This window comes from Sphingobacterium alimentarium (assembly GCF_004342685.1).
In the GTDB taxonomy this organism is placed as follows: Bacteria; Bacteroidota; Bacteroidia; order Sphingobacteriales; family Sphingobacteriaceae; genus Sphingobacterium; species Sphingobacterium alimentarium.
Map to the genome: position 1 here is coordinate 1 of NZ_SMBZ01000032.1, position 21,793 is coordinate 21,793.

Genomic DNA, 21,793 nt, shown 5'->3' on the forward strand with positions numbered 1-21,793 from the left:
GTTGATTTTCCAATTTCAGCAGTTCCTTTGAAGACCTTATTGGCTTTTATACGTTTGTTTTTGCAAACCCTTATTGGCGTAGAGTCCACAAATGATATTCCCGTACAAGAACCCGAACAACAGGTTTTCAGAAACATAGTTAAGGGCATAATCACAGTCTGGCTAAGCTCTACAAAACGATTGTAAGAAACTGTCTTAGGGAAATCTTTGTTCATGTGGCGCTGTACATAAAATATGTAATAATGCTTGAAACATTTAAAGCCACTAATCTGAAATAATAGTAGGATACTAATGATCTCACTATTTGACATGGTTGCTGGTCGTCTTGAAGCCTTCCCAATGATGAAGTTTTTAGTGTTTTTTTCAAAGTTCTTGCAAAACTCATCAACTATGCAGAAAATATCGGTAACTTTATCGTATGTAATCATGGTCTGGTGTATTGTTAAATATTTGAATTTCAGATACTTAAATATAAACATTTACCACCATGATTGCAATTTTAAATAGAATTAATAATCGAATTCAGGTTTTAAAGCAAAAAAAGCAACTTTTACATATTGGAGATATGATCTCAACACCCAAGTCGGTGCTAGATCTGGGTTTAATTATACTCAAATTACTAATCCAAGTGCACCTGGTTGTGATGATGGGGAGGAAATGCCTTGTGTAATACAGGTTGACGAAAGTATAGATACCCAAGCAAAACTAAACACATACTTGTCAACCAACTTTCCTAATGAGGCTGCTGTAACGGCTGCCGCTTTACATACCAAATCAAACTAAAAGTGCTATTTTGCTTGGGCTTTCTAAGAAGAGAGATGTTTAACTCTAAGCATGTACTTAAAGCGATGTTGTGATATGTAGAAAAATTGTGGTGTCCGTATTTTTTGGACACCACTTTAATCGTGTAATTTCTTGGCAATCGATTTATCAGCGTTCATTTTGCTGCATACCACTAAGCGCAATTACATCCTCTGGGATTGGCAGAGCATAACCCTTGCTCTGTGGCTCAAGTTTATAGACCTTTCCATCTATGGTCCTGCTGAGCGTAATGCCATCCCCCTCCTCATTATAACGTTTAATATCCAGCCATCTCATACTTCTGAATGCCAATTCTTTCCGTCGCTCGTCTTTAATTATTTCCAACGCTTCGAGGGATGAAGTTGCCAATGTCGGAACAAATGTACCTGTACGGTACCTATACTGCAAAAGAAGGTTAAGATCATCTAAGGCTTCATTAACCTTTCCATCCCTTGCTTTGCATTCGGCTCGTGTCAGCAGCATTTCGGCCGTAGTAATACCATTGAACAGAGTCGCTCCAGCCTGATAACTACCTTTAAAAATATAGGAAGTGCCGCTGGCGCGAAAAAATGCCAACTTACGTAAGTCATCTGTATGGTACATATCATATAGCACAGGATTAATGAGTGCCCTACTCTGTACAATAGGTCCTACCGTTGCCACCCTGCTCTCGAAGATCACCTCCTCGTTTAGATGAGGCAACGGGAAATTGACAGTGATTGTAAGTGTATTGTAATCCAATAGACGATGCTGGAACCGTAAACAACTATCTGCATATTCCCCTGCTGCAATATAATCCCTCATTTGCAGATATACACGGGACAGCATTCCATAAGCCGCAGCCTTAGAAGGTCTGGTAGGGGAAGGAACAACATCCGGTAAAAACTGAGCGCTCTTCTTCAGATCGGCAAGCGCCTGATCATAACCATCGGCGATACTTTGACGGGTAGATGGCTCGTTGAAATCAGCATTCAACCGAAGAGGGATACCGGGCAATGTTTCGGCCGTAGCCTTGTTATATGGCATGCTCCAAATCCCAAGTGCATTGAAAAAAGCCCTGCCCCTGAAAAAATACGCCTGAGCCGAAATTCCTGCAAGAGCATCATTGTCGTTGATGATAGTAGAATTATCCGCGACAGCTTGCAGAATGTTATTGGCCACATTAACCTGCGCATAGATGTTTGTCCAAGCATTGTATTGTGGCTTAAATATATTTGCAGATGCCCAAACATATAGATTTCTATCGTACTCGTCACGCGCGTTAAAAACAACATCGGTCATATAGTAGTTGTCACCACACACCTCACCCATTGCCGGGTCGGTATAGTTAAGCGTAGCATAATCGTCCAATACGGCCTGCATGTCCCTGATAGTGGTTATTGTAGCAAGTTTCTGATCAGGCTTTTCCTCCAGAAACTTTTCACAGCCTGTCATGGCTATTATGACCAAAAAGGCAGCAAAATACTTTATTCTATTGTTCATATATCTAAAATTTAAATTGAAGTGCCAGCGCGTACGCTTTTGATGGCTGCAGCACATTGTCATAATCGGGATCGAGATCTTTCTTATTGGACGTCCACAACAAACCCAAATTGCTTGCGTTTAGCATGATGCGCATATCTCGGATACATAAATTCTTGAATTTGTTTTCCAATTGGTAGCTTAGGGAAACATATTGTAGGCGTAAGTGGTCTGCCGGCTCCACCAGTACTTCCGAAAGTTGATAGAACAAACTCCGACTATCATTAACCGGGTATTGGAATGAAGGTACATTAGTATGCATCTCATCTCCCGTATTTTGCCAGCGCAGAGAATAGTCCGAATGACCGCGTCCGCTGCCCACCAAATTAGTATACTGTATACTGCTGCGTCTGAAGTAATAACCAAACTTATAGGCAAGTGCGACTTCCAGACTCAACCTGTTGTAGCTTAACCGATTGGTAAAATTTCCAAATACTGTAGGCAGTGCGGAGCCGTGATATCGCAAGTCCGTCAGACTACTGCCGTTCCCCGTGAGCTCCACGTAATCCGTAGACAAATCGTTGTTGAGATAACCTAACGGATTTCCCTGCTGATCCAGTCCTCCATATCGGTACGAAAAGACCGAGTAAACCGGTTTACCCACCAAGCCGGTAATTGTTCCGGTCCCTATATAGTCTCCGCCTTTCGTTGAGACGTCATAATAATCCGTTACCTTGTCCCGATTGGTGCTGAAATTTATGATGGTACCCCATTGGAGGCCATTTCCCACAAGGTTACGGCTCTCAAGTCTCAGATCGATGCCATGCCCCTCCATTGATGCAATATTCCTTACCATGGTCGGCCCCACACCACTTGTGTAGTCAATAGGATAAAAGCCGAACAGATCCTTGGCCCTTTTTCGGTAATAGTCAAAGCTTCCGCTGATGCGCCTGTCAAAGAGACCAAAATCAACACCTATATTAAGTGTGCCAACAGTCTCCCAACGTAGATCGGGATTATAAAAGCGTGTAATCGAGGCAAAGTTGCTTTGGGTAAAAGGTGATACAGTATTGTAGGTAATGGTAGTGAGGCCGGTACGTGATGGGTCTGCATTGCCGCTAAATCCATAACTCGCCCTAAGTTTCAGAGACGCGCCTGATTTTAGCCAAGGCAGATCGTTGTCGACATTCCAAGCCAAACCCAAGCTCCATAATGGCTTCCATTTATTGTTCGTACTCACCCCGAACAGATTCGATGCATCGCGACGGGCACTGGCATAAATAAAATAAGTATCTCTGTAACTATAGCTAGCATTGCCATAAAAACTCACAAAATTGTTCCGAGTCAGCCCCAGGCTTTGCCTGCCAGGTATAAAGCTGTTGCTGCCGGTGATGTAGTGCGGATACCGCTTTGTCAGATCAACTAGACCTGTATTCAGGGTATTCGTTTCCAGTCCAAAATAGCGGTAGCTGTTGCTTTCATTGCGTAGAGAACGACGCTCAGCACCGGCAAGTGCGTTAAAGTGATGTGACCCGAAGCGTTTGTCATAGTTCAGTTGAAGCCTTAAGTTGTTCGCCAGCAGATATCCGTTCTGTAAATCCATTATACCACCCTGTGGAACCAAGTAACTGATAGAGCCATCATCGGCAGGCTGAGCAAAACTGTTCACGATATCCCTTGCAAAATAACTCTGGGCATCATAGATATTTTCATTAGTGGTCTGCTGTCTTTCCATACGATAGAGCGCTTGAACATCAAAACCTGCATACCGATAATTCATTCCTACATTTATCCCTGTATTATTAAGATTTATCTCGTCCTTGTTAAAGAGACAGTCCGTGAGCGGATAATATTTCCAATCAGCCAGTCTTCCATCCAATGTGCTCAGGTAGTTTAGCCGATAGTTCTGTACCAAAGGCATTGCATTACCATCTTCGTCTGTTAGTTGTGCATAAGGATAGAGTGTGCCATTTAACGCTGTGATCTCGGTATAACCCTGCTTGCCGCTTTTGCTTTGTGCATTAGCATGGGTAATATTCATGTCCACGCTTAGGTTTTTTGCCAAATTGATTTCCAAAGCATAACGTAAGGTCAACCTAGCGTACAATGCATCCAGATTATCCCTGTTTCGGTCGTATCCCGCTGTCGCTAACCAGTTATAGCGCCTGTTGCCTCCATTGGCCTGTAGGTTGTACTGCTGGTTTAGCCCCACTCCATAAACCTTGTTCTTGAATTCATCCCTCACATCCAGATGGCGCCATCGATCCAGACGTTCTTCTTTTTCACTTGGGCTCAGATCTGCATTGTAGAGTGTCTCTATTACGGGCGTCAACCCTGGCATAGACGGGTCATCATAAGCAGATTGATAATATCCTTGGGAAAACAGATAACTTTCGACATCGATATAATCGGATGAACTCATTTGCTGCAAACGATACAGGTTGGGCTTACTAATGACATTATTGTTAATACTGCCCTGTATTTGCAGATCTTGATTGAATTTACCTTTCTTGGTCGTGATCACAATTACACCATTGCCAGCCTTACTTCCCCATATAGAACTTGCCGCGGCATCTTTCAGCAGGGTAATACTTTCAACATCATTAGGGTTGATATTTTCGAGATTTCCATCATATGGAAAATTATCTACAACTATCAATACATCCTTGGGACCATTGATGCTGCTCAACCCTCTAATGGTAATACGTCCCTGTGCTGTACTACGGTCTACGCTCAGTCCGCTGGAAATAGCCTCTAGCCTAGATAGTACGTCTGTGCTCACCTGATTCTCGAGCATATGGGAACCGATATGCTGTACCGATCCAGTTAGTTGCTCCTGCTTGATCTTTTGGTATCCTGTACTGATTACCACTTCCTCAATTTCTTTTACCACTGGTCTTAAATGGAAGATAAGAGAACCGTTATAGTCACTTAGCAAAGTATCCAAAGGAATGTAATTCAACGCCTGTATCCTGAGTTTTACAGGTCGATTTACGATAGAAAGCTTAAAATAACCGTTGTTGTCAGTCGGAAAATTGTTGTTTCCTACAGAAACAACAGCGGTAATTCCCTTTTTGCTGTCTGCATCAACTACTCTAAAAACCTTCTGTTGGCTATGGGCAACAGCAGCTATGGTAAATAATACCGATATCATAAAAAAGATCTTTTTCATTGGTTGCTAGTGTTACGTCTGCGAATGGTCTCATTTAGTTTGTGACGCCTTTTAATGGAAACCTCTATGTTATGCAGGTCAAACATTTCTGCGCCTGTTGCTGCCCGGTATTGTCCATTTTCGATCCACACGTAATGTGGTATAATGGAGTGTTGGAATAGTTTCCAAAGTATGCCATCTTTCATAATGGTATTTAACCCGCTTCCCATTTCTCGCATCTTACCTATTATCTTTTCCTCATCATCTCCGGTATTGTCTGCATTAACCAGTACTACAGCAACTTGGTCAGCGAAAATGCGATTTATACTATCGGCGAAAGCAAATTTTTTGAGGCATGGGCCGCACCAACTTGCCCAAAAATCCAAGATGAGCAGATTGCCTCTGTATTGATCTAAAGTCTGTTTATTGGTTTGTGCGTTAATGTAAATGGTATGCTCTTGCTGCCAAAAGGCTTCAGGTAGTCTATCGCCAATCTTTAGAGGTCTAACATCATTTAGCCCGGCATCAGCCCGCTCTTGGACGGACTGGGCGCGGGCATTACTAAACAATATGAAACAAAAAATTGTGAGCAAAAACGCTTGTACTATCGGTATTTGGTGCTTTACTTTAGGCCAAAGCGTGGCCATTGCGTATAAAAACGTCATAATATTCAAAGTCTAAGTGTTTGAGAATTGGGTTAGGAAAAGTTAGTCTTAATCGTGCCTTAGGGTTAACGGAACTAAAGTCAGTGGATAATTATGCATCACAGATTAGGACAGAGTAACAAAGTTATCAATCTGGACTTCTGATAATATTTTTGTACAACTGTTTCTTCATATTTAAGTTCAATACGGATAATACAAAGTAATGAACTGCAAAATATAAAAAAGAAAAAAACAGGTTGATTTTTATTTGTTTAAGGTTGACTTTTATGTATATTTGAATTTATAATTTGTCTTATATTTATGGAAAAAACAGTCAGAATAGGTCCGAATATTAAATTTATAAGAAATCTAAAAGGACTTAAGCAAGAAGCAGTAGCTATTGAACTCGGAATAACCCAAGCAGAATATTCACTTATTGAAAATTCTGACTCGGTAGATGATCAAATCATTGTTCAGGTCGCACAGATATTCAACGTTACACCAGAAGTAATAAAAGAATTCAACGAAAACCAAGCATTCTATAGTATTGAAAACAAAGTTGAGAATAATAAAATATCCGAAAATTCACATGGAATACATCAAGTCTTTAGTCCTATAGAAAAAGTTGTTGAACTATATGAAAGACTCCTTACGAGCGAGCGAGAAAAAATAGAAATTCTTAAATCCCAAAACACAAAATAGGGTAAATCATATGTCTGAAATTATCACCAACAAGCTAAGTCTTCACAAAGGTAGAAAGATAGAGCGGGTAAGAAAACTTAGAGGTTGGACACAATCTGACCTTGCTGAAAGGATGAAAATATCTAAACAAGCTGTCTCAAAATTAGAACAATCGGAAAATATAGGAGATGAAAAGTTTAGAGAGGTCGCTGAAGCTTTAGGTGTTACTTATGAAGGCTTACGAGATTTTACGGAAGAGAAAGTTCTATATAATACAAACAATTTCTACGAAAACAGTGGTGTATCTGCATCAAACATAGCTGCAAATGTGGAGAATATCCACAATCCGTTAAAAGAGACTATTGAAATGTTTGAAAGACAACTTGCCGCTGCCAGAAAAGATTTACTTGAAATTGTAAGGCAAAACATTTCAACAAAAGATTAGACGAAATTATTTAAGAGTTAGAACAAGGAAAATAGTTTGTCTATACGAAAAAATGGAAATAATTAACAAAAATTGTATTTATGGGTGATGATGACGTTCTTGGTAGCAATGCAGGAACCTCTGATAGCTATGCAGATGGGCTAAGAGGACTTAAAGATCGAGTAAGGTACCTAGTATTATTGGAAAAGAACAAAGCTAACTTAGTCCTAGAAGAGCAAAAACAACGTGCATCAGCAATCGAAGCAAAATTAGCAGAAACCAAAGCCGGAGTACCTGCCTTTAACTTTAGCTTTGCAGATGTCAATGGAAAAGCTACAGGCTTAACAGATTTACGTGGTAAAGTAGTATTACTTGACCTTTGGGCTACTTGGTGTGGTCCATGTCGCGCTGAAGAACCTCATTGGGAAAAACTTAATGAAGAATACAAAGACAAAGCTGTTGCTTTTGTTGGAATTTCTACCGATCAGGACAAAGCAAAATGGGTAGAATATGTAAAAGAGAAAAATGCAAAAGGAATTCAACTACATGCTGGCCCAAGCAATCCGCTTTCGGAAGCATATAAGGTAAATGCAATTCCTCGATATATTCTAATTGACAAAAAAGGAAATCTAATCACCGCAGATAGTCCAAGACCATCAGACCCAAAACTTAGGGAGCTTTTGGACACTTGGATAAAAAAATAGTTTGTTGTTTGTTTTATTTGTTGATGCAGCCCCCGGGCTGCATCTTCTTTTTCTATATACCCCAAATCCAACAATTAAGACCAATAGACAAGTTTCCATAAAACATAAGCCTGAATTTAGCGTTTAATAATAAAGTAAATTGCACTTATGTCTAAAAGAGAAGAAATAGTCAGAAATTACATCCAAGCTTATAATAACTTTGAGGTAGAGGGAATGGTAGCCCATTTTTCCGATAATATTGTTTTTGAAAATATCCTGAACGGTCAAACGACCGATACCCTAGAAGGAATAGAGGACTTTAAAGAACAAGCCGAAACTGCAAAATCCTATTTCGAAGACAGAGAGCAAACTATCACAGAACTCATCGAACTACGCGACAATATTGAAATCCGTATTCAATACACCGCGACCTTAGCAGTAGATTTTCCAAATGGACTTAATAAAGGAGAAAAACTAGAACTCGCCGGAAAATCAATTTTTCAATTCAATGATGACGACCAAGTCGTAAGACTATTGGATATAGCTTAGGAGACCGCTGCGCCCTGAGGGCAGTATATAGTCGATAGTATTTAGTATTTAGACCTTTGGCGGGATAATATTTTACTAATTAGTAGGTCAATCTGAGGCTGTCCGAAGAAACCATTCGTCTGAAAATCAGAATTGTTTAAAGGATGAGAGGAGACCGTTGCACTAATAGATGTGAGATATGAGACCGCTACGCTGTTAGATTATTTATTTTAGAATATAATGCGGGCGATGCATGCATCGCCCCTACAAACACTCGTTAAATAATTTGTGTTAATGCCCCCAAATGTAGGGTCGAAGCATGCTTCGACCGTGTTTTAATAGTATACCTATAAAATAATTGCTTTAAAGGACTTGTGGAAATAATTTTGTAATACGGGCGATGCATGCATCGCCCGTATTACAAAATCTATATTAACTTTAAGAAATAAGAACAATACATTACAAAAACGGGCAGACATTCCGTTCGTTTTCATTGGGGAAAAACCCCTTCTTCAAACTCACTCAGTGCTGCCCCTACCTAACGTACAATCTATATAGTTTCTTAATTGTTTTGTAGTACCCCATGCGTAGGGGCAATACTGAGCGCAGCGGAATGTTTGCCCGCTTAAGTTTTATACCTTTAGAATAGTGGTGGATGATAAGATTGAAAAGAATTGAATTTGCGGGCGATGCATGCATCGCCCGTATAAACAATCGTGAAATAATTAACGCTAGTTCCCCTAAATGTAGGGCCGAAGAATGCTTCGACCGCGTAAACAAACTAAATTTCTATATAATCTAAAGTTTCCTCATCAAAGATTCGGAATGACGAGGTCTTGTGGGGGGACTGGAGACTCTTCACTTCGTTCTGAGTTGTAAATGACCTTTCCCCTTTCTCAAATCTCACATCTCAAATCTCTTTCCTCATTTCTCGGAACTATTCCCGAAATTTATAGGTCATGAAAACCAAATTAACCAGAACTCTATTATTAGGCTTGTTTTTTCTTTGGGGTACTTACCCAGTTTGGGGTCAGCATATGAATGAAATTGTTGCCACAAAGGATCCATTAAAACAATTGGAGAAAGTTTTAATGTCACCTGTGGATTATAAACAAGATACCCTAACCCTGCAGAGAAACCTTAAACCAATACTCGATCTTGCCAACAAGGAGCATAGTGTGCCACTCAAATGGGCCTATTACATGTTGATGGCAGATGGTTATTCCATTGCCTTTGATCGGGTAAACCCTAGGACCGATCATTTCTTTTCTTTAGGTGAAAAATTGGTATTCGATAACGATTACCCTATCTTGCAGATGGTAGGGAATGTTCGGCATGGTTCCTGTTATTTTACCTACCGTGCTGTTAAGGAGGCTTTTCCATATTTTTTACAAGCTGCCGATTTACAGAAGAATATAGCACCTGAAAAGGTGCCCTTGATTGAAATGCACTATAATTTTTTGGCGCGATTTTACAGCTTTATTGGCGATAATGCCAAAGCAGTAGATTACCTGAAACTTGCCCTGCCTTTTACCGAGAAGCTAAGTCGAAAGCAAATTGATATGACCAATTCCATTGCAGTCTATTTAAGACGCGACTCCCTGTTTGACCAATCGCATACCTATTTTATACAAGCCATGCAGACCGCCAAGCTAGCAAAAGACTCCGTATGGATAGGAATTATCGCTGGAAATTTGGCCGATTTTGAATGGGAAAAAGGACATAAGGATAAGGCCATGGCATTGGTGCGACAGAATATCGATTTATCACTACGTTATAATGAACTATTGGATGCCATGCGCGCCAACCTCATTTTGGCCAGTATGCTTATTGATCAAAAGCAATGGCTAAAAGCAAAAGAACATGTGCATAGCAGTATGCGACTAATGGAAGACAAGCCTTATTTCTTAAACTTTAAACGAGATGCTGCAAAAGCACTATCTCAAATCGCGAAGGGAATGGGGCAGCCTGACGAAGAATTGCGGCAATTACATCGCTTTATTAGCTATGAGGATTCCCTAGATAAACGAAACAGCAATAGCGAAATGCAAAAGATTTCTTGGAAATGGGAAATGGAACGTTATGAACAAGCCATTAAAACGGCTGAAGATAGACGACAGCAGATTAAACAGACTTATCAGTATGTGGGGGTATTTTTGATCTTAATTTTTGTGATTGTTCTGCTATTGATTAATCGCACAAAAAATAAAATCCAGATTCGCAGTACACTCTTAGAAAAGGAGCAATTGGCTTTAACCTATGAGAAGCAATTAGTGGATCAAGAATTGCTCGTTCTTAAAGATTCCTTGCAGGAATTTACCGATACCATTAAAATAAACGATCAGACCATCAACCGGCTTCGTCGGGAGTTGTTGGAAGAAAATAAGCATGCCCCAGAATCTCAAACACAGATTGCCAAAAGTCTTAATATGATGCTCGAAACACATATTATGACCGATGATCGCTGGATGAGATTCAAAAACGTTTTTGATAAAGTCCATCCCAACTTCCTTCAACGTCAAAAGGAAATATATCCTAAATTAACAGAGAATGACCTCCGTTTAATTGCATTAGGAAAGCTGGAACTCAGCAATCGCAGCATGAGCGATTTACTCGGGGTTTCGCTGGAAGGAATAAAAAAAGCAAAACAAAGGTTAAAAAAGAAACTTGATGAGATGAATTCTCCGAGTTAGGCATTTTTGAAGCCCCAGATTTCTTTGGATTTACTTCGAGAATACTTCGGAATTCGTGTGGATTTTATTCGGAACTGATTCGGATCTCGTTCGCTTCTAACCGAACGAGATCCGAACGAGGTCCGAACGAGTTCTGAAGGAGATACGAAGAAAACCCCTTGAAACCCTCGAGAAGGCAAGATGACAGGATGAAAACTCAGCTGAATCTATTCTTGATTAGAGAGAAATTTAAGTAAAACGAGCCTATAATTAGCGACTCATACTAGCTTGTAATTATGTTTACAAGTCTTTATTTTTCTTTCATTAAATAAATGTAGTGAACTGCTGTATTTCTACTTGTCCCTTAAAAATGGACGATATGAAGCCTAATTTTTGCCGCTTTCTAGAATTAATAAGTGTTTATTCGCTAATGTCCACCCATTGTCCACCCCCAAAAACTTGTATTTTTCAACTATCTATGGGTATTTTTACGGTGAAATTATTTGAACTAAACCCTTTATTAATATGTATTACTTTCTAGCTGCTCTCCTCCTTGGAGGATTATTTTGTTATTTCTGGATTCAAAAAAAGAAAATGAATGTTCTTAGTCGATACGCTGAATTTCATGTTCGTGTTTTATTGGATCCGCAGAGTTCAGATAACTACCGGCAATATGGTTGCTTTATTTTTCAAGCGAATTGTATTGCAGAATCTTTAAAAGAAATTGTATTGACTGAAGTGCGTTGTGCCAATAAACACATACAAGTAAATACATTTGATAAATTGAATTTCTTTATAGCACCTGGACAACTTGGCGAAAGTGCTATGCGTTCAATCGGTATTTCCATTAGTTCGGATTATTTGCAAAAATATTCTCCGAAACAGGAAGGCTTAGTCCTTAAAGGTTATATCAAAAAACTCAATGGGGTTAAGGAAGAATTTATGGTTAGCCATTATTTTCAAATCGAACCATTTAAAGGTGAGGTGAAGAAAAAACAAAGAGTCAGGAATAGCACGCTCGCTGTTTAGTTACATTAGGTTATAGAAAGCACTGTTCTTCCTGAGGAATAGTGCTTTTCTGCAATATGGATAGGACAAACGATTGCAATTTACCTGTACGCTTTTTTTAATTCTATAAGTCTAAACATGCTTGATTAACAAATTGTTAAGAATTCCAATATAATCATACGAATTTGTTTTTTAATAAAATGTTGAGTACTTTTGTTGCTCACACAAGATAGATGCTTGATTCGATCATAACATCCAAGACCAGACTTAAGTTACTCATTAAGTTCTTTGTGACATCCAGCAATAAGGGATACCTGCGCGGGATTGCGGAAGAGTTCAATGAATCAACGAATGCCATTCGTAAAGAGCTTAATCAGCTCTCCGATGCCGGCTATTTAGTCCGTTTCCAGGAAAATAATCGAATCTACTATCAAGCTAACACAGAACACCCTTTATTCCAATCTTTACAAAATCTAGTTCGTACCTATTTGGGTTTCGATCAAGCTGTGGATCAGGTATTGCAGAGGGCTGGTGAGGTTAGTTTAGTGTCGCTGTTGGGAGATTATGCGAAAGGGATCGATTCAGGAACAATTGAATTACTCGTAATGGGCGATAAATTGGATAAGGCATACTTATTGCAGATAAGCGCCAAAATGGAACAATTACTCGGGAAAAACATTCAGTTGTATTTCGATAGGGATGAGGAAATCCTACAGCAGATTATATTATATCAACAAGATGACCTGGTTTAAAGGGTTTAATTTGGCGTAATAAGTACAAATGGAAATAAAGAAAATAACGTGTATCGGCGCTGGCTATGTAGGGGGACCCACCATGTCGGTAATTGCACAAAAGAACCCACATATTCAAGTAACGGTTGTAGACCTTAATGCTCAACGCATTGCGGACTGGAATCAAGAGGACTTGAGTCTTCTTCCAGTCTATGAGCCTGGCTTGGATGCGGTTGTTGCTGAGGCCCGTGGAAGAAACTTATTCTTCTCTACCGAAGTGGAGAAAGCCATTCATGAGGCAGATATGATTTTCATCTCTGTCAATACCCCGACCAAAACCTATGGTAAGGGAAAGGGACAGGCAGCAGATTTGAAGTTCATCGAACTTTGTGCCCGTCAAATTGCCGATGTATCGGAGTCCGCAAAGATCATCGTTGAGAAGTCCACCATTCCGGTGCGTACGGCTGCAACGATTAAAAATATTTTAGACCATACCGGAAAGGGAATCCAGTTTCATGTACTTTCCAATCCGGAATTCTTAGCTGAGGGAACGGCTATTGCAGATTTGCATAATCCGGATCGTATATTAATAGGAGGCGAGGATGCAGATGCTATACAAGCCTTGAAAAAGATATATGAAGCATGGGTGCCTGCAGAGCGTGTTATCAGTACCAATCTTTGGTCATCTGAATTATCAAAGCTGGTAGCGAATGCCTTTCTGGCGCAACGGGTATCCTCCATTAATTCCATATCGGAGTTATGTGAAGCTACCGGTGCCAATGTGGATGAAGTCGCTCATGCCATTGGTCAGGATTCTAGAATTGGTTCCAAATTCTTGAAAGCTTCCGTAGGTTTTGGAGGTTCATGCTTCCAGAAGGACTTATTAAACCTGGTTTATATCGCCAGGTCCTATAACCTGCATGCGGTTGCTGATTATTGGGAGCAGGTGATTAAAATCAATGACCACCAGAAATCGCGCTTTGCAGAGAAGATCATTCAAACCATGTACAATACGGTAAATGGCAAGAAAATTGCTTTCCTGGGCTGGGCTTTCAAGAAAAACACCAACGATACACGCGAATCGGCAGCTATTTATGTCGCTGATCACCTCTTGGAGGAACAAGCAAATATCGCGGTGTTTGACCCGAAAGTTCGTGAAGAACAGATTTACGAGGATTTAGACTACCTAGCAACACGCAGTAACGATGAAAACAGAGCACTCTTACAAGTGCAAGATGATGCCTATGCCGCAGCCGATGGAGCACACGGATTGGCCATATTAACCGAATGGGACGAATTTAAAGAACTCGATTGGGCAAAAATAAAGACAGTCATGAAAAAACCTGCCTTTATTTTTGATGGAAGAAAATTGCTCGATGGTAAGAAATTACAAGAATTGGGATTTGTGTATTACGCAATTGGTGAATAGGGAAAGAATACTTTATAAACATCATTTCTTTTATGGAAAAGCCAGATAAAAAAGTAAAAAAATCAAAACTCAAGGATTACAACCCAGGACCACGAGTGGGGATTACCTTCAGTACCTTTGACCTCCTACATGCAGGTCATATTATGATGTTAGCTGAAGCGAAGCGTCAATGTGATTACCTGATCTGTGGTTTACAAATGGATCCCACTTTGGATAGACCAGAGAAAAATGCACCAAGTCAGACAGTAGTTGAACGTTATATTCAATTACGCGGATGCATTTATGTTGATGAGATTGTTCCTTATTCTACGGAGCAGGATTTGGAGGATATTTTAAAATCCTTTAAGCTGGATGTGCGTATTGTTGGTGATGAGTATAAGGATCGCGATTTCACAGGTAGAAAGTATTGTGAAGAAAAAGGAATTGAGCTTTACTTCAACAGTAGGGATCATCGCTTCTCGAGCTCTGGGTTGAGAAAGATCGTGGCAGATAAGGAAAATCAGAAGAATAATAAGTAAAAGGAAAGCTATAGTTTAATAATATGCTTAATCACCCAACAGTAGACAATAGATTAGATCAAATTAAGCTAGCCATAGTAGGTTTAGGCTATGTTGGTCTACCACTTGCTGTTGAATTCGCTAAGAAATATCCCGTTATTGGTTTTGATATTAATAATGAACGTATAAATGAATTAAAAAACACGGTTGATATAACCAAAGAGGTTGAGGAGGAAAGGTTGAAAGAAGTTCAATTAGAAGATTCAACTAAAGGTATCGGATTGCAGTTTAGCTCAAGTCTTCAAGACCTTACAGACTGTAATACCTTCATAGTCACAGTACCTACACCTATTGATAATCTTAAGCTTCCGGACCTTCGTTATTTGAGAACGGCATCCAAAATGTTGGCGGGAATATTAAAACCTGGTGATTTGATCATTTATGAATCGACTGTTTATCCGGGTTGTACTGAAGAAGAATGTGTGCCTATTTTAGAACAGTTTTCAGGTTTAATGTTCAATCGTGATTTTTTCGTAGGATACTCTCCAGAACGTATCAATCCAGGAGATAAGATTCGAACATTACCTCAGATTAAGAAAGTTACTTCGGGTTCTACCGCAATAATTGCTGACCGAGTAGATGATTTGTATCGATCAATAATTATTGCTGGTACGCATAAAGCACCTTCTATAAAAGTAGCAGAAGCATCAAAAGCCATAGAAAATGCACAACGCGACGTGAATATCTCTTTTGTGAATGAATTGGCATTGATTTTTGATCGTTTGGGAATAGATACTAATGACGTACTTGAAGCTGCAGGAACCAAATGGAATTTTCTCAAGTATAAGCCAGGCTTAGTGGGAGGGCACTGTATAGGTGTGGACCCGTATTATTTAACGTTTAAGGCACAATCTGTTGGCTATCATCCCCAGGTCATTCTTTCCGGAAGACGGGTAAATGATAATATGGGGTCCTTTATAGCTGGAAAGTTAGTGAAAATGATGATTCAAAAGGATATTCCAGTAAAACATGCCAAGGTGTTAATATTAGGAATAACCTTCAAAGAGAATTGTACCGATATTCGAAACACAAGGGTGGTGGACATATATAAGGAACTATTATCCTACGAGATTAAAGCAGACGTTTATGATCCCTGGGTAAATAAAGAAGAAGTAAAAAAAGAATATAATATTGATTGTTTAACGACATCACTGGACATTCAAGTCACTAAATATGCTGCTATTGTATTAGCAGTGGCGCATAATGAGTTTTTGAGTTTAGATATTAAGAAATTAAAAGAAAATAAAGGTATCATATTTGACATCAAATCTTGTTTAGATCGGGATTTGGTTGATGCGAGATTGTAATTAGGTATATAAATAATAATATGAAAAGAAATCTTATTGTGTTTGGGACACGTCCAGAGGCCATAAAAATGGCACCTTTAGTGAAAGCATTTCAAAGTCAAACAGATTTTGAAACCAAAGTCTGTGTTACAGCACAACACCGGGAAATGTTAGATCAAGTATTGGAGTTTTTTGATATTATTCCAGATTTTGATTTAAACCTAATGAAACCTAATCAAAATTTATATACCCTTACTGCGGATATCATAACTGAATTAAAACCAGTTTTAGAAGATTTTAAACCAGACTATGTATATGTGCATGGGGATACAACTACCACAATGGCTAGTAGCATAGCAGCATTTTATTCCGGGGCGCAGGTTTGTCATGTGGAAGCAGGTTTAAGAACCCACAATAAACGCTCTCCTTTTCCAGAAGAGATCAATAGACAAGTAGCCGGAAGAATTTGTGATTATCATTTCTCTCCTACTGAAGCATCTAAGGAAAATCTGCTTCGTGAAAATATTCAAGAAAATGACATATTGGTTACAGGCAATACAGTGATCGATGCCTTATTTGAAAGTTCAGAACGCGTTAAGGATTTAGAAAATCCAGAGATTGAGGAATTAAGAAATCTTGTGGATGTCAATAAAAAATTAATATTAGTCACTGGTCATCGTCGAGAAAATCATGGGCAAGGTTTTATTAATATTTGTGAAGCCTTAAAAGAAATCGCTTTAAAAAACACTGATGTTCAAATTATTTATCCGGTACATTTAAACCCAAATGTGAAAAAACCGGTATACGAAATCTTATCGGATGTTTCTAATATTCATTTGATTGACCCTCTAGCCTATCCTGCGTTTGTTTGGTTAATGAATCAATCCTATTTAATAATTACTGACTCAGGTGGTGTTCAAGAGGAAGCGCCAAGTTTAGGGAAACCGGTATTGGTTATGCGCGAAACGACAGAACGACCAGAAGCCGTTGATGCCGGAACAGTTATCTTGGTAGGTACTGATAAAAATAAAATTGTTGCTGAGGCAAATAGTCTATTACAAGATCAAGATAGGTACCAGCAAATGTCTGCCTTGCATAATCCTTATGGAGATGGAAAGGCATGTGAACGAATCGTAAATTTTATTAGAAACTTAAATAAATAAAAAGAAATGCAAGCTAAAGTAGTTACCGTAGGTTTAGGTTATATTGGATTACCTACATCCGCATTAATTGCAAACTCAGGTATCCCTGTGCATGGAGTGGATATTTCACAACATGTGGTTGATACCATTAATGCTGGTAAAATTCATATTGTAGAACCGGAATTGGATAAAGCAGTGGCACAAGCTGTACAAGATAGTTTCCTAAAAGCTGGTACTACTCCTGTGCCTGCAGATACATATTTAATTGTTGTTCCTACTCCATTTAAAGGGGATCACGAGCCAGACATTTCTTATGTTCAGTCTGCAACAGAAGCCGTACTCCCATTATTAAAAGAAGGCGACTTATATATTATTGAATCTACTTCTCCTGTAGGCACCACGGAAAAGATGATGGCTTTAATTTTTGCTAAACGTCCTGAATTAGAAGGAAAAATATATTTAGCCTATTGTCCAGAAAGAGTCTTGCCAGGCAATGTAATGTATGAGTTAGTGCACAACGACCGTGTTATCGGAGGAGTCAATGATGAATCAACGAAGAAAGCCATTGAATTTTATAAGCAATTTGTTAAAGGGGAACTTCACGCTACGAACGCACGTACTGCTGAAATGTGTAAATTAACAGAAAATTCTTCGCGTGATGTTCAGATTGCTTTTGCTAACGAACTATCTCTTATCTGTGATAAGGCAGGGATTAATGTTTGGGAATTAATCAAATTGGCTAACAAACACCCTCGTGTGAATATTTTACAACCAGGATGTGGAGTTGGAGGGCATTGTATAGCGGTTGATCCCTATTTTATTGTATCTGAATTCCCATTAGAATCTAGAATTATTGGGAAAGCACGGGAAATTAATAATCATAAAGCTTTTTGGGTTGCTGAAAAAATAAAAGAAGCTCGTAAAGAGTTTCAGTTAAAAAATAATAAAGAGCCCAAAATTGCATTGATGGGAATGGCTTTTAAACCTAATATTGATGATTTAAGAGAATCTCCTGCGAAATATGTTGTTCAACGAGTATTACAAGATGCCAATGAAGAAGAATATTTTATTGTAGAGCCAAATATTACCGAACATAAAATCTTCAAATTAACAAACTACGAGGAAGCTATTGAAAAATCGGATATCATAGCTTTTTTAGTTGCTCATAAAGAGTTTTATGGATTAGAATTAAATGAGAATAAAGTCGTATTAGATTTTTGTGGAGTCAATAAATAAGATATGGAAAAAACTGTGTTAATTACTGGTGGAGCTGGGTTTATAGGCTCGCATGTAGTTCGGGAATTTGTAAAAAAATATCCAAATTACAAGATCGTCAACTTAGATGCCCTGACTTATGCAGGTAACTTAGAAAACTTAATAGATATACAAGACGAACCTAATTATACATTTGTTAAAGCGGATATTGTTGATGCCGACGCCATAAATCGGGTGTTTGCAACCTATAAACCAGATGGAGTGATACATTTAGCAGCGGAATCACATGTGGATCGTTCCATTACCAATCCTACAGCATTTGTTATGACCAATGTAATTGGAACAGTTAATCTTTTGAATGCTGCGAAAGAATTGTGGAAGGATAATTTTGAAGGAAAGTTATTTCACCATGTTTCCACCGATGAGGTATATGGAACTTTAGGAGAAATAGGTTTGTTTGAGGAGACAACGGCTTATGATCCGCATTCTCCATATTCAGCCTCTAAGGCATCTTCTGACCACTTTGTTCGTGCTTACCACGATACGTATGGCATGCCTGTTATATTAACTAATTGTTCGAACAACTATGGTCCAAACCACTTCCCAGAAAAGTTAATTCCATTGTGTATACACAATATCTTAAATAATAAACCGCTTCCAATTTATGGAGATGGAAAATTCACTCGTGATTGGTTATTTGTAAAGGACCATGCACGTGCTATTGATTTGGTTTTCCACCAAGGTAAAGTAGGTGATTCCTATAATGTTGGCGGATTCAACGAATGGCAAAATATTGATTTGGTGAAGGAATTGTGTAAGCAAATGGATGAGAAATTGGGTCGTGAAGCTGGTACTTCCGCACAATTAATCACCTTTGTCAAAGATAGACCAGGTCATGATTTGCGTTACGCCATTGATGCGACAAAAATCAATCAGGAATTGGGCTATCAGCCATCTGTAACATTCGAACAAGGATTATCAGAAACTATTGATTGGTTCTTGAACAATGAAGAATGGTTAAATAACGTGACTTCAGGCGATTACCAGAAATACTACGAAGGACAATACCATAAAAATTAAAATAAGCTAGGAGATGAAAGTTACAGAAACAAAATTAGCGGGTTGTTTTATTTTGGAGCCCGCAGTTTTTGGAGATAGCCGTGGTTATTTCTTTGAGAGTTTCAATGAAGCTACCTTTAATAATTTAACGGGTACTGAAACGAAATTTGTTCAGGATAATCAATCCTACTCCACACGAGGTGTTTTACGTGGTCTACATGCACAAGGAGGAGAACATGCGCAAGCCAAATTAGTTCGAGTATTAGAAGGAGAAGTAATTGATGTGGCTGTGGATGTAAGGCCAGGCTCCCCTACCTACGGGCAATACGTTGCTGTAAAACTAAGTGCTGAAAATAAATTACAATTATTTATTCCAAGAGGATTTCTGCATGGCTTTGCTGTGTTAAGTGAAACAGCTACATTTTTTTATAAATGCGATAATTTCTACAATAAGGAATCAGAATGTGGTATACATCCATTCGATGCGGATGTTGCCGTAGATTGGGAATTACCATTAGAGGAAATTCAACTTTCCGATAAGGACAAGCAGGCACCTAGCTTTAAGGAGGTTTTTGGACAATGAAAATCGTCATCACAGGAAGTAATGGGCAACTAGGTTCCGAACTTCAAGAGGTGTTAAAATCCCATTCGGATAAAGATTGTGCTTTCTTAGATCGTTGCAAATTACCTTTGGATGAGCCTGCTAAAATAGGTGAAGTATTGGCTAATCTACAACCAGATGTTATCATTCATGCAGCAGCTTATACTGCAGTTGATAAGGCGGAATCGGAGGAAGCATTAGCGAATACCGTAAATCACCTAGCATCTGCTGAAATTGCCAAATATTCTGCAGCAAATATGGTGAAATTAATCGCTATATCCACCGATTATGTGTTTGATGGGACATCATCCCAAGCTTTAAAGGAAGATGCTGCAGTTGATCCAATTAATATTTATGGTTTAAGTAAACTGCATGGGGAAGAAGCAATTCAACGTATAGACCCCAATGCCATTATCATACGTACTTCTTGGGTATATTCCACCTATGGTAATAACTTTGTGAAAACCATGATTCGTCTGATGAGTGAGCGAGAGGAAATTTCCGTGATTAATGATCAAGTGGGTTCACCGACTTATGCACATGACTTGGCCAATGCCATCGTTTCTATTATCGAATCCAAGGATTGGAAGGCTGGAATATATCATTACAGTAATGAAGGGGAAATCAGTTGGTTTGATTTTGCTTCAGCAATCAAAGAAATTAAGCAGCTTGATTGTAAAATTAATGCTATTCCAACCACCGCATACCCAACCCCGGCAAAGCGACCAAAATTTTCCTTACTTGATAAAAGCAAGATTAAACAAGATTATTACTTGCACGTCCCGGAATGGAGAGCAAGCTTGGAGTTGATGTTATCAAAATTAAACTAACTATTAAGAACGAAATAAAACATAACATGAAAGGAATTATTTTAGCAGGAGGATCTGGTACCAGGTTACATCCATTAACATTAGCGGTTTCTAAGCAATTGATGCCGGTTTACGATAAACCGATGATATATTATCCTTTATCTACTCTAATGTTGGCTGGTATTAAAGAAATCTTGATTATTTCTACGCCAGATGATCTTCCTAATTTCAAGAAATTATTAGGAGATGGTTCCAGAATTGGATGTAAGTTTTCTTATGTTGAACAGCCATCGCCGGATGGCCTAGCTCAAGCTTTTATCTTAGGGGAAGAGTTTATTGGTGACGATAAAGTAGCATTGATCTTAGGCGATAATATCTTTTACGGTTCAGGCATGTCCAAATTATTACAATCCTGTGCTGATCCTGATGGTGGTTATGTTTTTGCTTATCCTGTCCATGATCCAGAGCGCTATGGTGTTGTGGAATTTGATGCAAATAAAAAGGTGGTTTCCATAGAGGAAAAACCAAAAGAACCAAAATCAAATTATGCGGTTCCCGGATTGTATTTTTATGATAATGAGGTCGTGCAAATTGCAAAGAATATCAAACCCTCTCATCGAGGCGAATTAGAGATTACGGACGTGAATAAAGAATATTTGAAGCGTGGTAAATTAAAAGTTGGTGTTTTTGATCGTGGTACAGCTTGGTTAGATACCGGCACCATTCAATCTCTAATGCAAGCCGGACAGTTTGTTCAAGTCATTGAGGAACGCCAAGGAATGAAAATTGGTGCAATTGAAGAAGTGGCTTATCGAATGGGGTATATTGATGCTGCACAATTAAAAGTTGTTGCTGAACCATTAAGAAAAAGTGGATATGGTGAATACTTGGAAAAAATAATTAAATAAGTC

Annotated in this window: 20 protein-coding genes; 16 read left to right on the forward strand and 4 right to left on the reverse strand. The window is 38.9% G+C overall.

Annotation, left to right across the window (positions count from 1 at the left end):
- From EDC17_RS11435 to EDC17_RS11450, 4 genes are all read right to left on the reverse strand, one after another.
- Window positions 1-428, reverse strand: a 428-nt coding sequence (locus EDC17_RS11435) for a transposase (protein WP_317126056.1), incomplete at its 3' end; no start/stop codon positions are given.
- Between the two features lie 502 nt (window positions 429-930).
- Window positions 931-2,283: a RagB/SusD family nutrient uptake outer membrane protein gene (locus EDC17_RS11440; protein ID WP_165894410.1), complete on the reverse strand. Its 1,353-nt coding sequence runs from the start codon at window positions 2,281-2,283 to the stop codon at window positions 931-933.
- A gap of 4 nt (window positions 2,284-2,287) precedes the next feature.
- Complete coding sequence (locus EDC17_RS11445; protein WP_132778205.1) at window positions 2,288-5,434, reverse strand: SusC/RagA family TonB-linked outer membrane protein; 3,147 nt, start codon at window positions 5,432-5,434, stop codon at window positions 2,288-2,290.
- Window positions 5,431-6,078, reverse strand: coding sequence for a TlpA family protein disulfide reductase (locus EDC17_RS11450; protein WP_132778206.1), 648 nt, complete (start codon window positions 6,076-6,078; stop codon window positions 5,431-5,433). Before EDC17_RS11450 ends, EDC17_RS11445 begins: the two co-directional genes overlap by 4 nt.
- A gap of 300 nt (window positions 6,079-6,378) precedes the next feature.
- On the opposite strand from EDC17_RS11450, the gene EDC17_RS11455 reads away from it, so the two are divergent.
- From EDC17_RS11455 to rfbA, 16 genes are all read left to right on the forward strand, one after another.
- Window positions 6,379-6,759 (forward strand): helix-turn-helix domain-containing protein, encoded by a 381-nt coding sequence (locus EDC17_RS11455; RefSeq protein WP_132778207.1) that lies wholly within the window; start codon window positions 6,379-6,381, stop codon window positions 6,757-6,759.
- A 10-nt stretch (window positions 6,760-6,769) separates the two neighbouring features.
- Complete coding sequence (locus EDC17_RS11460) at window positions 6,770-7,183, forward strand: helix-turn-helix domain-containing protein (RefSeq protein WP_132778208.1); 414 nt, start codon at window positions 6,770-6,772, stop codon at window positions 7,181-7,183.
- Window positions 7,184-7,263: 80 nt separating this feature from the next.
- Window positions 7,264-7,866 (forward strand): TlpA family protein disulfide reductase, encoded by a 603-nt coding sequence (locus tag EDC17_RS11465; protein ID WP_132778209.1) that lies wholly within the window; start codon window positions 7,264-7,266, stop codon window positions 7,864-7,866.
- Window positions 7,867-8,013: 147 nt separating this feature from the next.
- Window positions 8,014-8,394: a nuclear transport factor 2 family protein gene (locus EDC17_RS11470; protein WP_207895751.1), complete on the forward strand. Its 381-nt coding sequence runs from the start codon at window positions 8,014-8,016 to the stop codon at window positions 8,392-8,394.
- A 938-nt stretch (window positions 8,395-9,332) separates the two neighbouring features.
- Window positions 9,333-11,066 carry a tetratricopeptide repeat protein gene (locus EDC17_RS11475; protein ID WP_132778211.1) on the forward strand — a complete coding sequence of 578 codons (1,734 nt, stop codon included), beginning with the start codon at window positions 9,333-9,335 and terminating at the stop codon, window positions 11,064-11,066.
- Window positions 11,067-11,570: 504 nt separating this feature from the next.
- Window positions 11,571-12,074 carry a hypothetical protein gene (locus EDC17_RS11480; RefSeq protein WP_132778212.1) on the forward strand — a complete coding sequence of 168 codons (504 nt, stop codon included), beginning with the start codon at window positions 11,571-11,573 and terminating at the stop codon, window positions 12,072-12,074.
- 212 nt (window positions 12,075-12,286) lie between these two features.
- Complete coding sequence (locus tag EDC17_RS11485; protein ID WP_132778213.1) at window positions 12,287-12,805, forward strand: winged helix-turn-helix domain-containing protein; 519 nt, start codon at window positions 12,287-12,289, stop codon at window positions 12,803-12,805.
- A gap of 28 nt (window positions 12,806-12,833) precedes the next feature.
- Window positions 12,834-14,213, forward strand: a complete 1,380-nt coding sequence (locus EDC17_RS11490; protein WP_132778214.1) for a nucleotide sugar dehydrogenase — start codon at window positions 12,834-12,836, stop codon at window positions 14,211-14,213.
- A gap of 32 nt (window positions 14,214-14,245) precedes the next feature.
- Window positions 14,246-14,731 carry an adenylyltransferase/cytidyltransferase family protein gene (locus tag EDC17_RS11495; RefSeq protein WP_132778215.1) on the forward strand — a complete coding sequence of 162 codons (486 nt, stop codon included), beginning with the start codon at window positions 14,246-14,248 and terminating at the stop codon, window positions 14,729-14,731.
- A gap of 23 nt (window positions 14,732-14,754) precedes the next feature.
- Window positions 14,755-16,077 carry a nucleotide sugar dehydrogenase gene (locus EDC17_RS11500; RefSeq protein WP_132778216.1) on the forward strand — a complete coding sequence of 441 codons (1,323 nt, stop codon included), beginning with the start codon at window positions 14,755-14,757 and terminating at the stop codon, window positions 16,075-16,077.
- Window positions 16,078-16,097: 20 nt separating this feature from the next.
- Window positions 16,098-17,219 (forward strand): non-hydrolyzing UDP-N-acetylglucosamine 2-epimerase, encoded by a 1,122-nt coding sequence (wecB, locus tag EDC17_RS11505; protein ID WP_132778217.1) that lies wholly within the window; start codon window positions 16,098-16,100, stop codon window positions 17,217-17,219.
- Between the two features lie 6 nt (window positions 17,220-17,225).
- Window positions 17,226-18,434 (forward strand): UDP-N-acetyl-D-mannosamine dehydrogenase, encoded by a 1,209-nt coding sequence (wecC, locus tag EDC17_RS11510; RefSeq protein ID WP_132778218.1) that lies wholly within the window; start codon window positions 17,226-17,228, stop codon window positions 18,432-18,434.
- A 3-nt stretch (window positions 18,435-18,437) separates the two neighbouring features.
- Window positions 18,438-19,493 carry a dTDP-glucose 4,6-dehydratase gene (gene rfbB / locus EDC17_RS11515; RefSeq protein WP_132778219.1) on the forward strand — a complete coding sequence of 352 codons (1,056 nt, stop codon included), beginning with the start codon at window positions 18,438-18,440 and terminating at the stop codon, window positions 19,491-19,493.
- Window positions 19,494-19,506: 13 nt separating this feature from the next.
- A complete protein-coding gene (rfbC, locus tag EDC17_RS11520) occupies window positions 19,507-20,055 on the forward strand; it encodes a dTDP-4-dehydrorhamnose 3,5-epimerase (RefSeq protein ID WP_132778220.1) in 549 nt (182 codons plus the stop codon).
- Window positions 20,052-20,903 (forward strand): dTDP-4-dehydrorhamnose reductase, encoded by an 852-nt coding sequence (rfbD, locus tag EDC17_RS11525; RefSeq protein ID WP_132778221.1) that lies wholly within the window; start codon window positions 20,052-20,054, stop codon window positions 20,901-20,903. Before rfbC ends, rfbD begins: the two co-directional genes overlap by 4 nt.
- Before the next feature lie 26 nt (window positions 20,904-20,929).
- Window positions 20,930-21,790 carry a glucose-1-phosphate thymidylyltransferase RfbA gene (gene rfbA, locus EDC17_RS11530; protein ID WP_132778239.1) on the forward strand — a complete coding sequence of 287 codons (861 nt, stop codon included), beginning with the start codon at window positions 20,930-20,932 and terminating at the stop codon, window positions 21,788-21,790.
- Window positions 21,791-21,793: the final 3 nt, after the last annotated feature.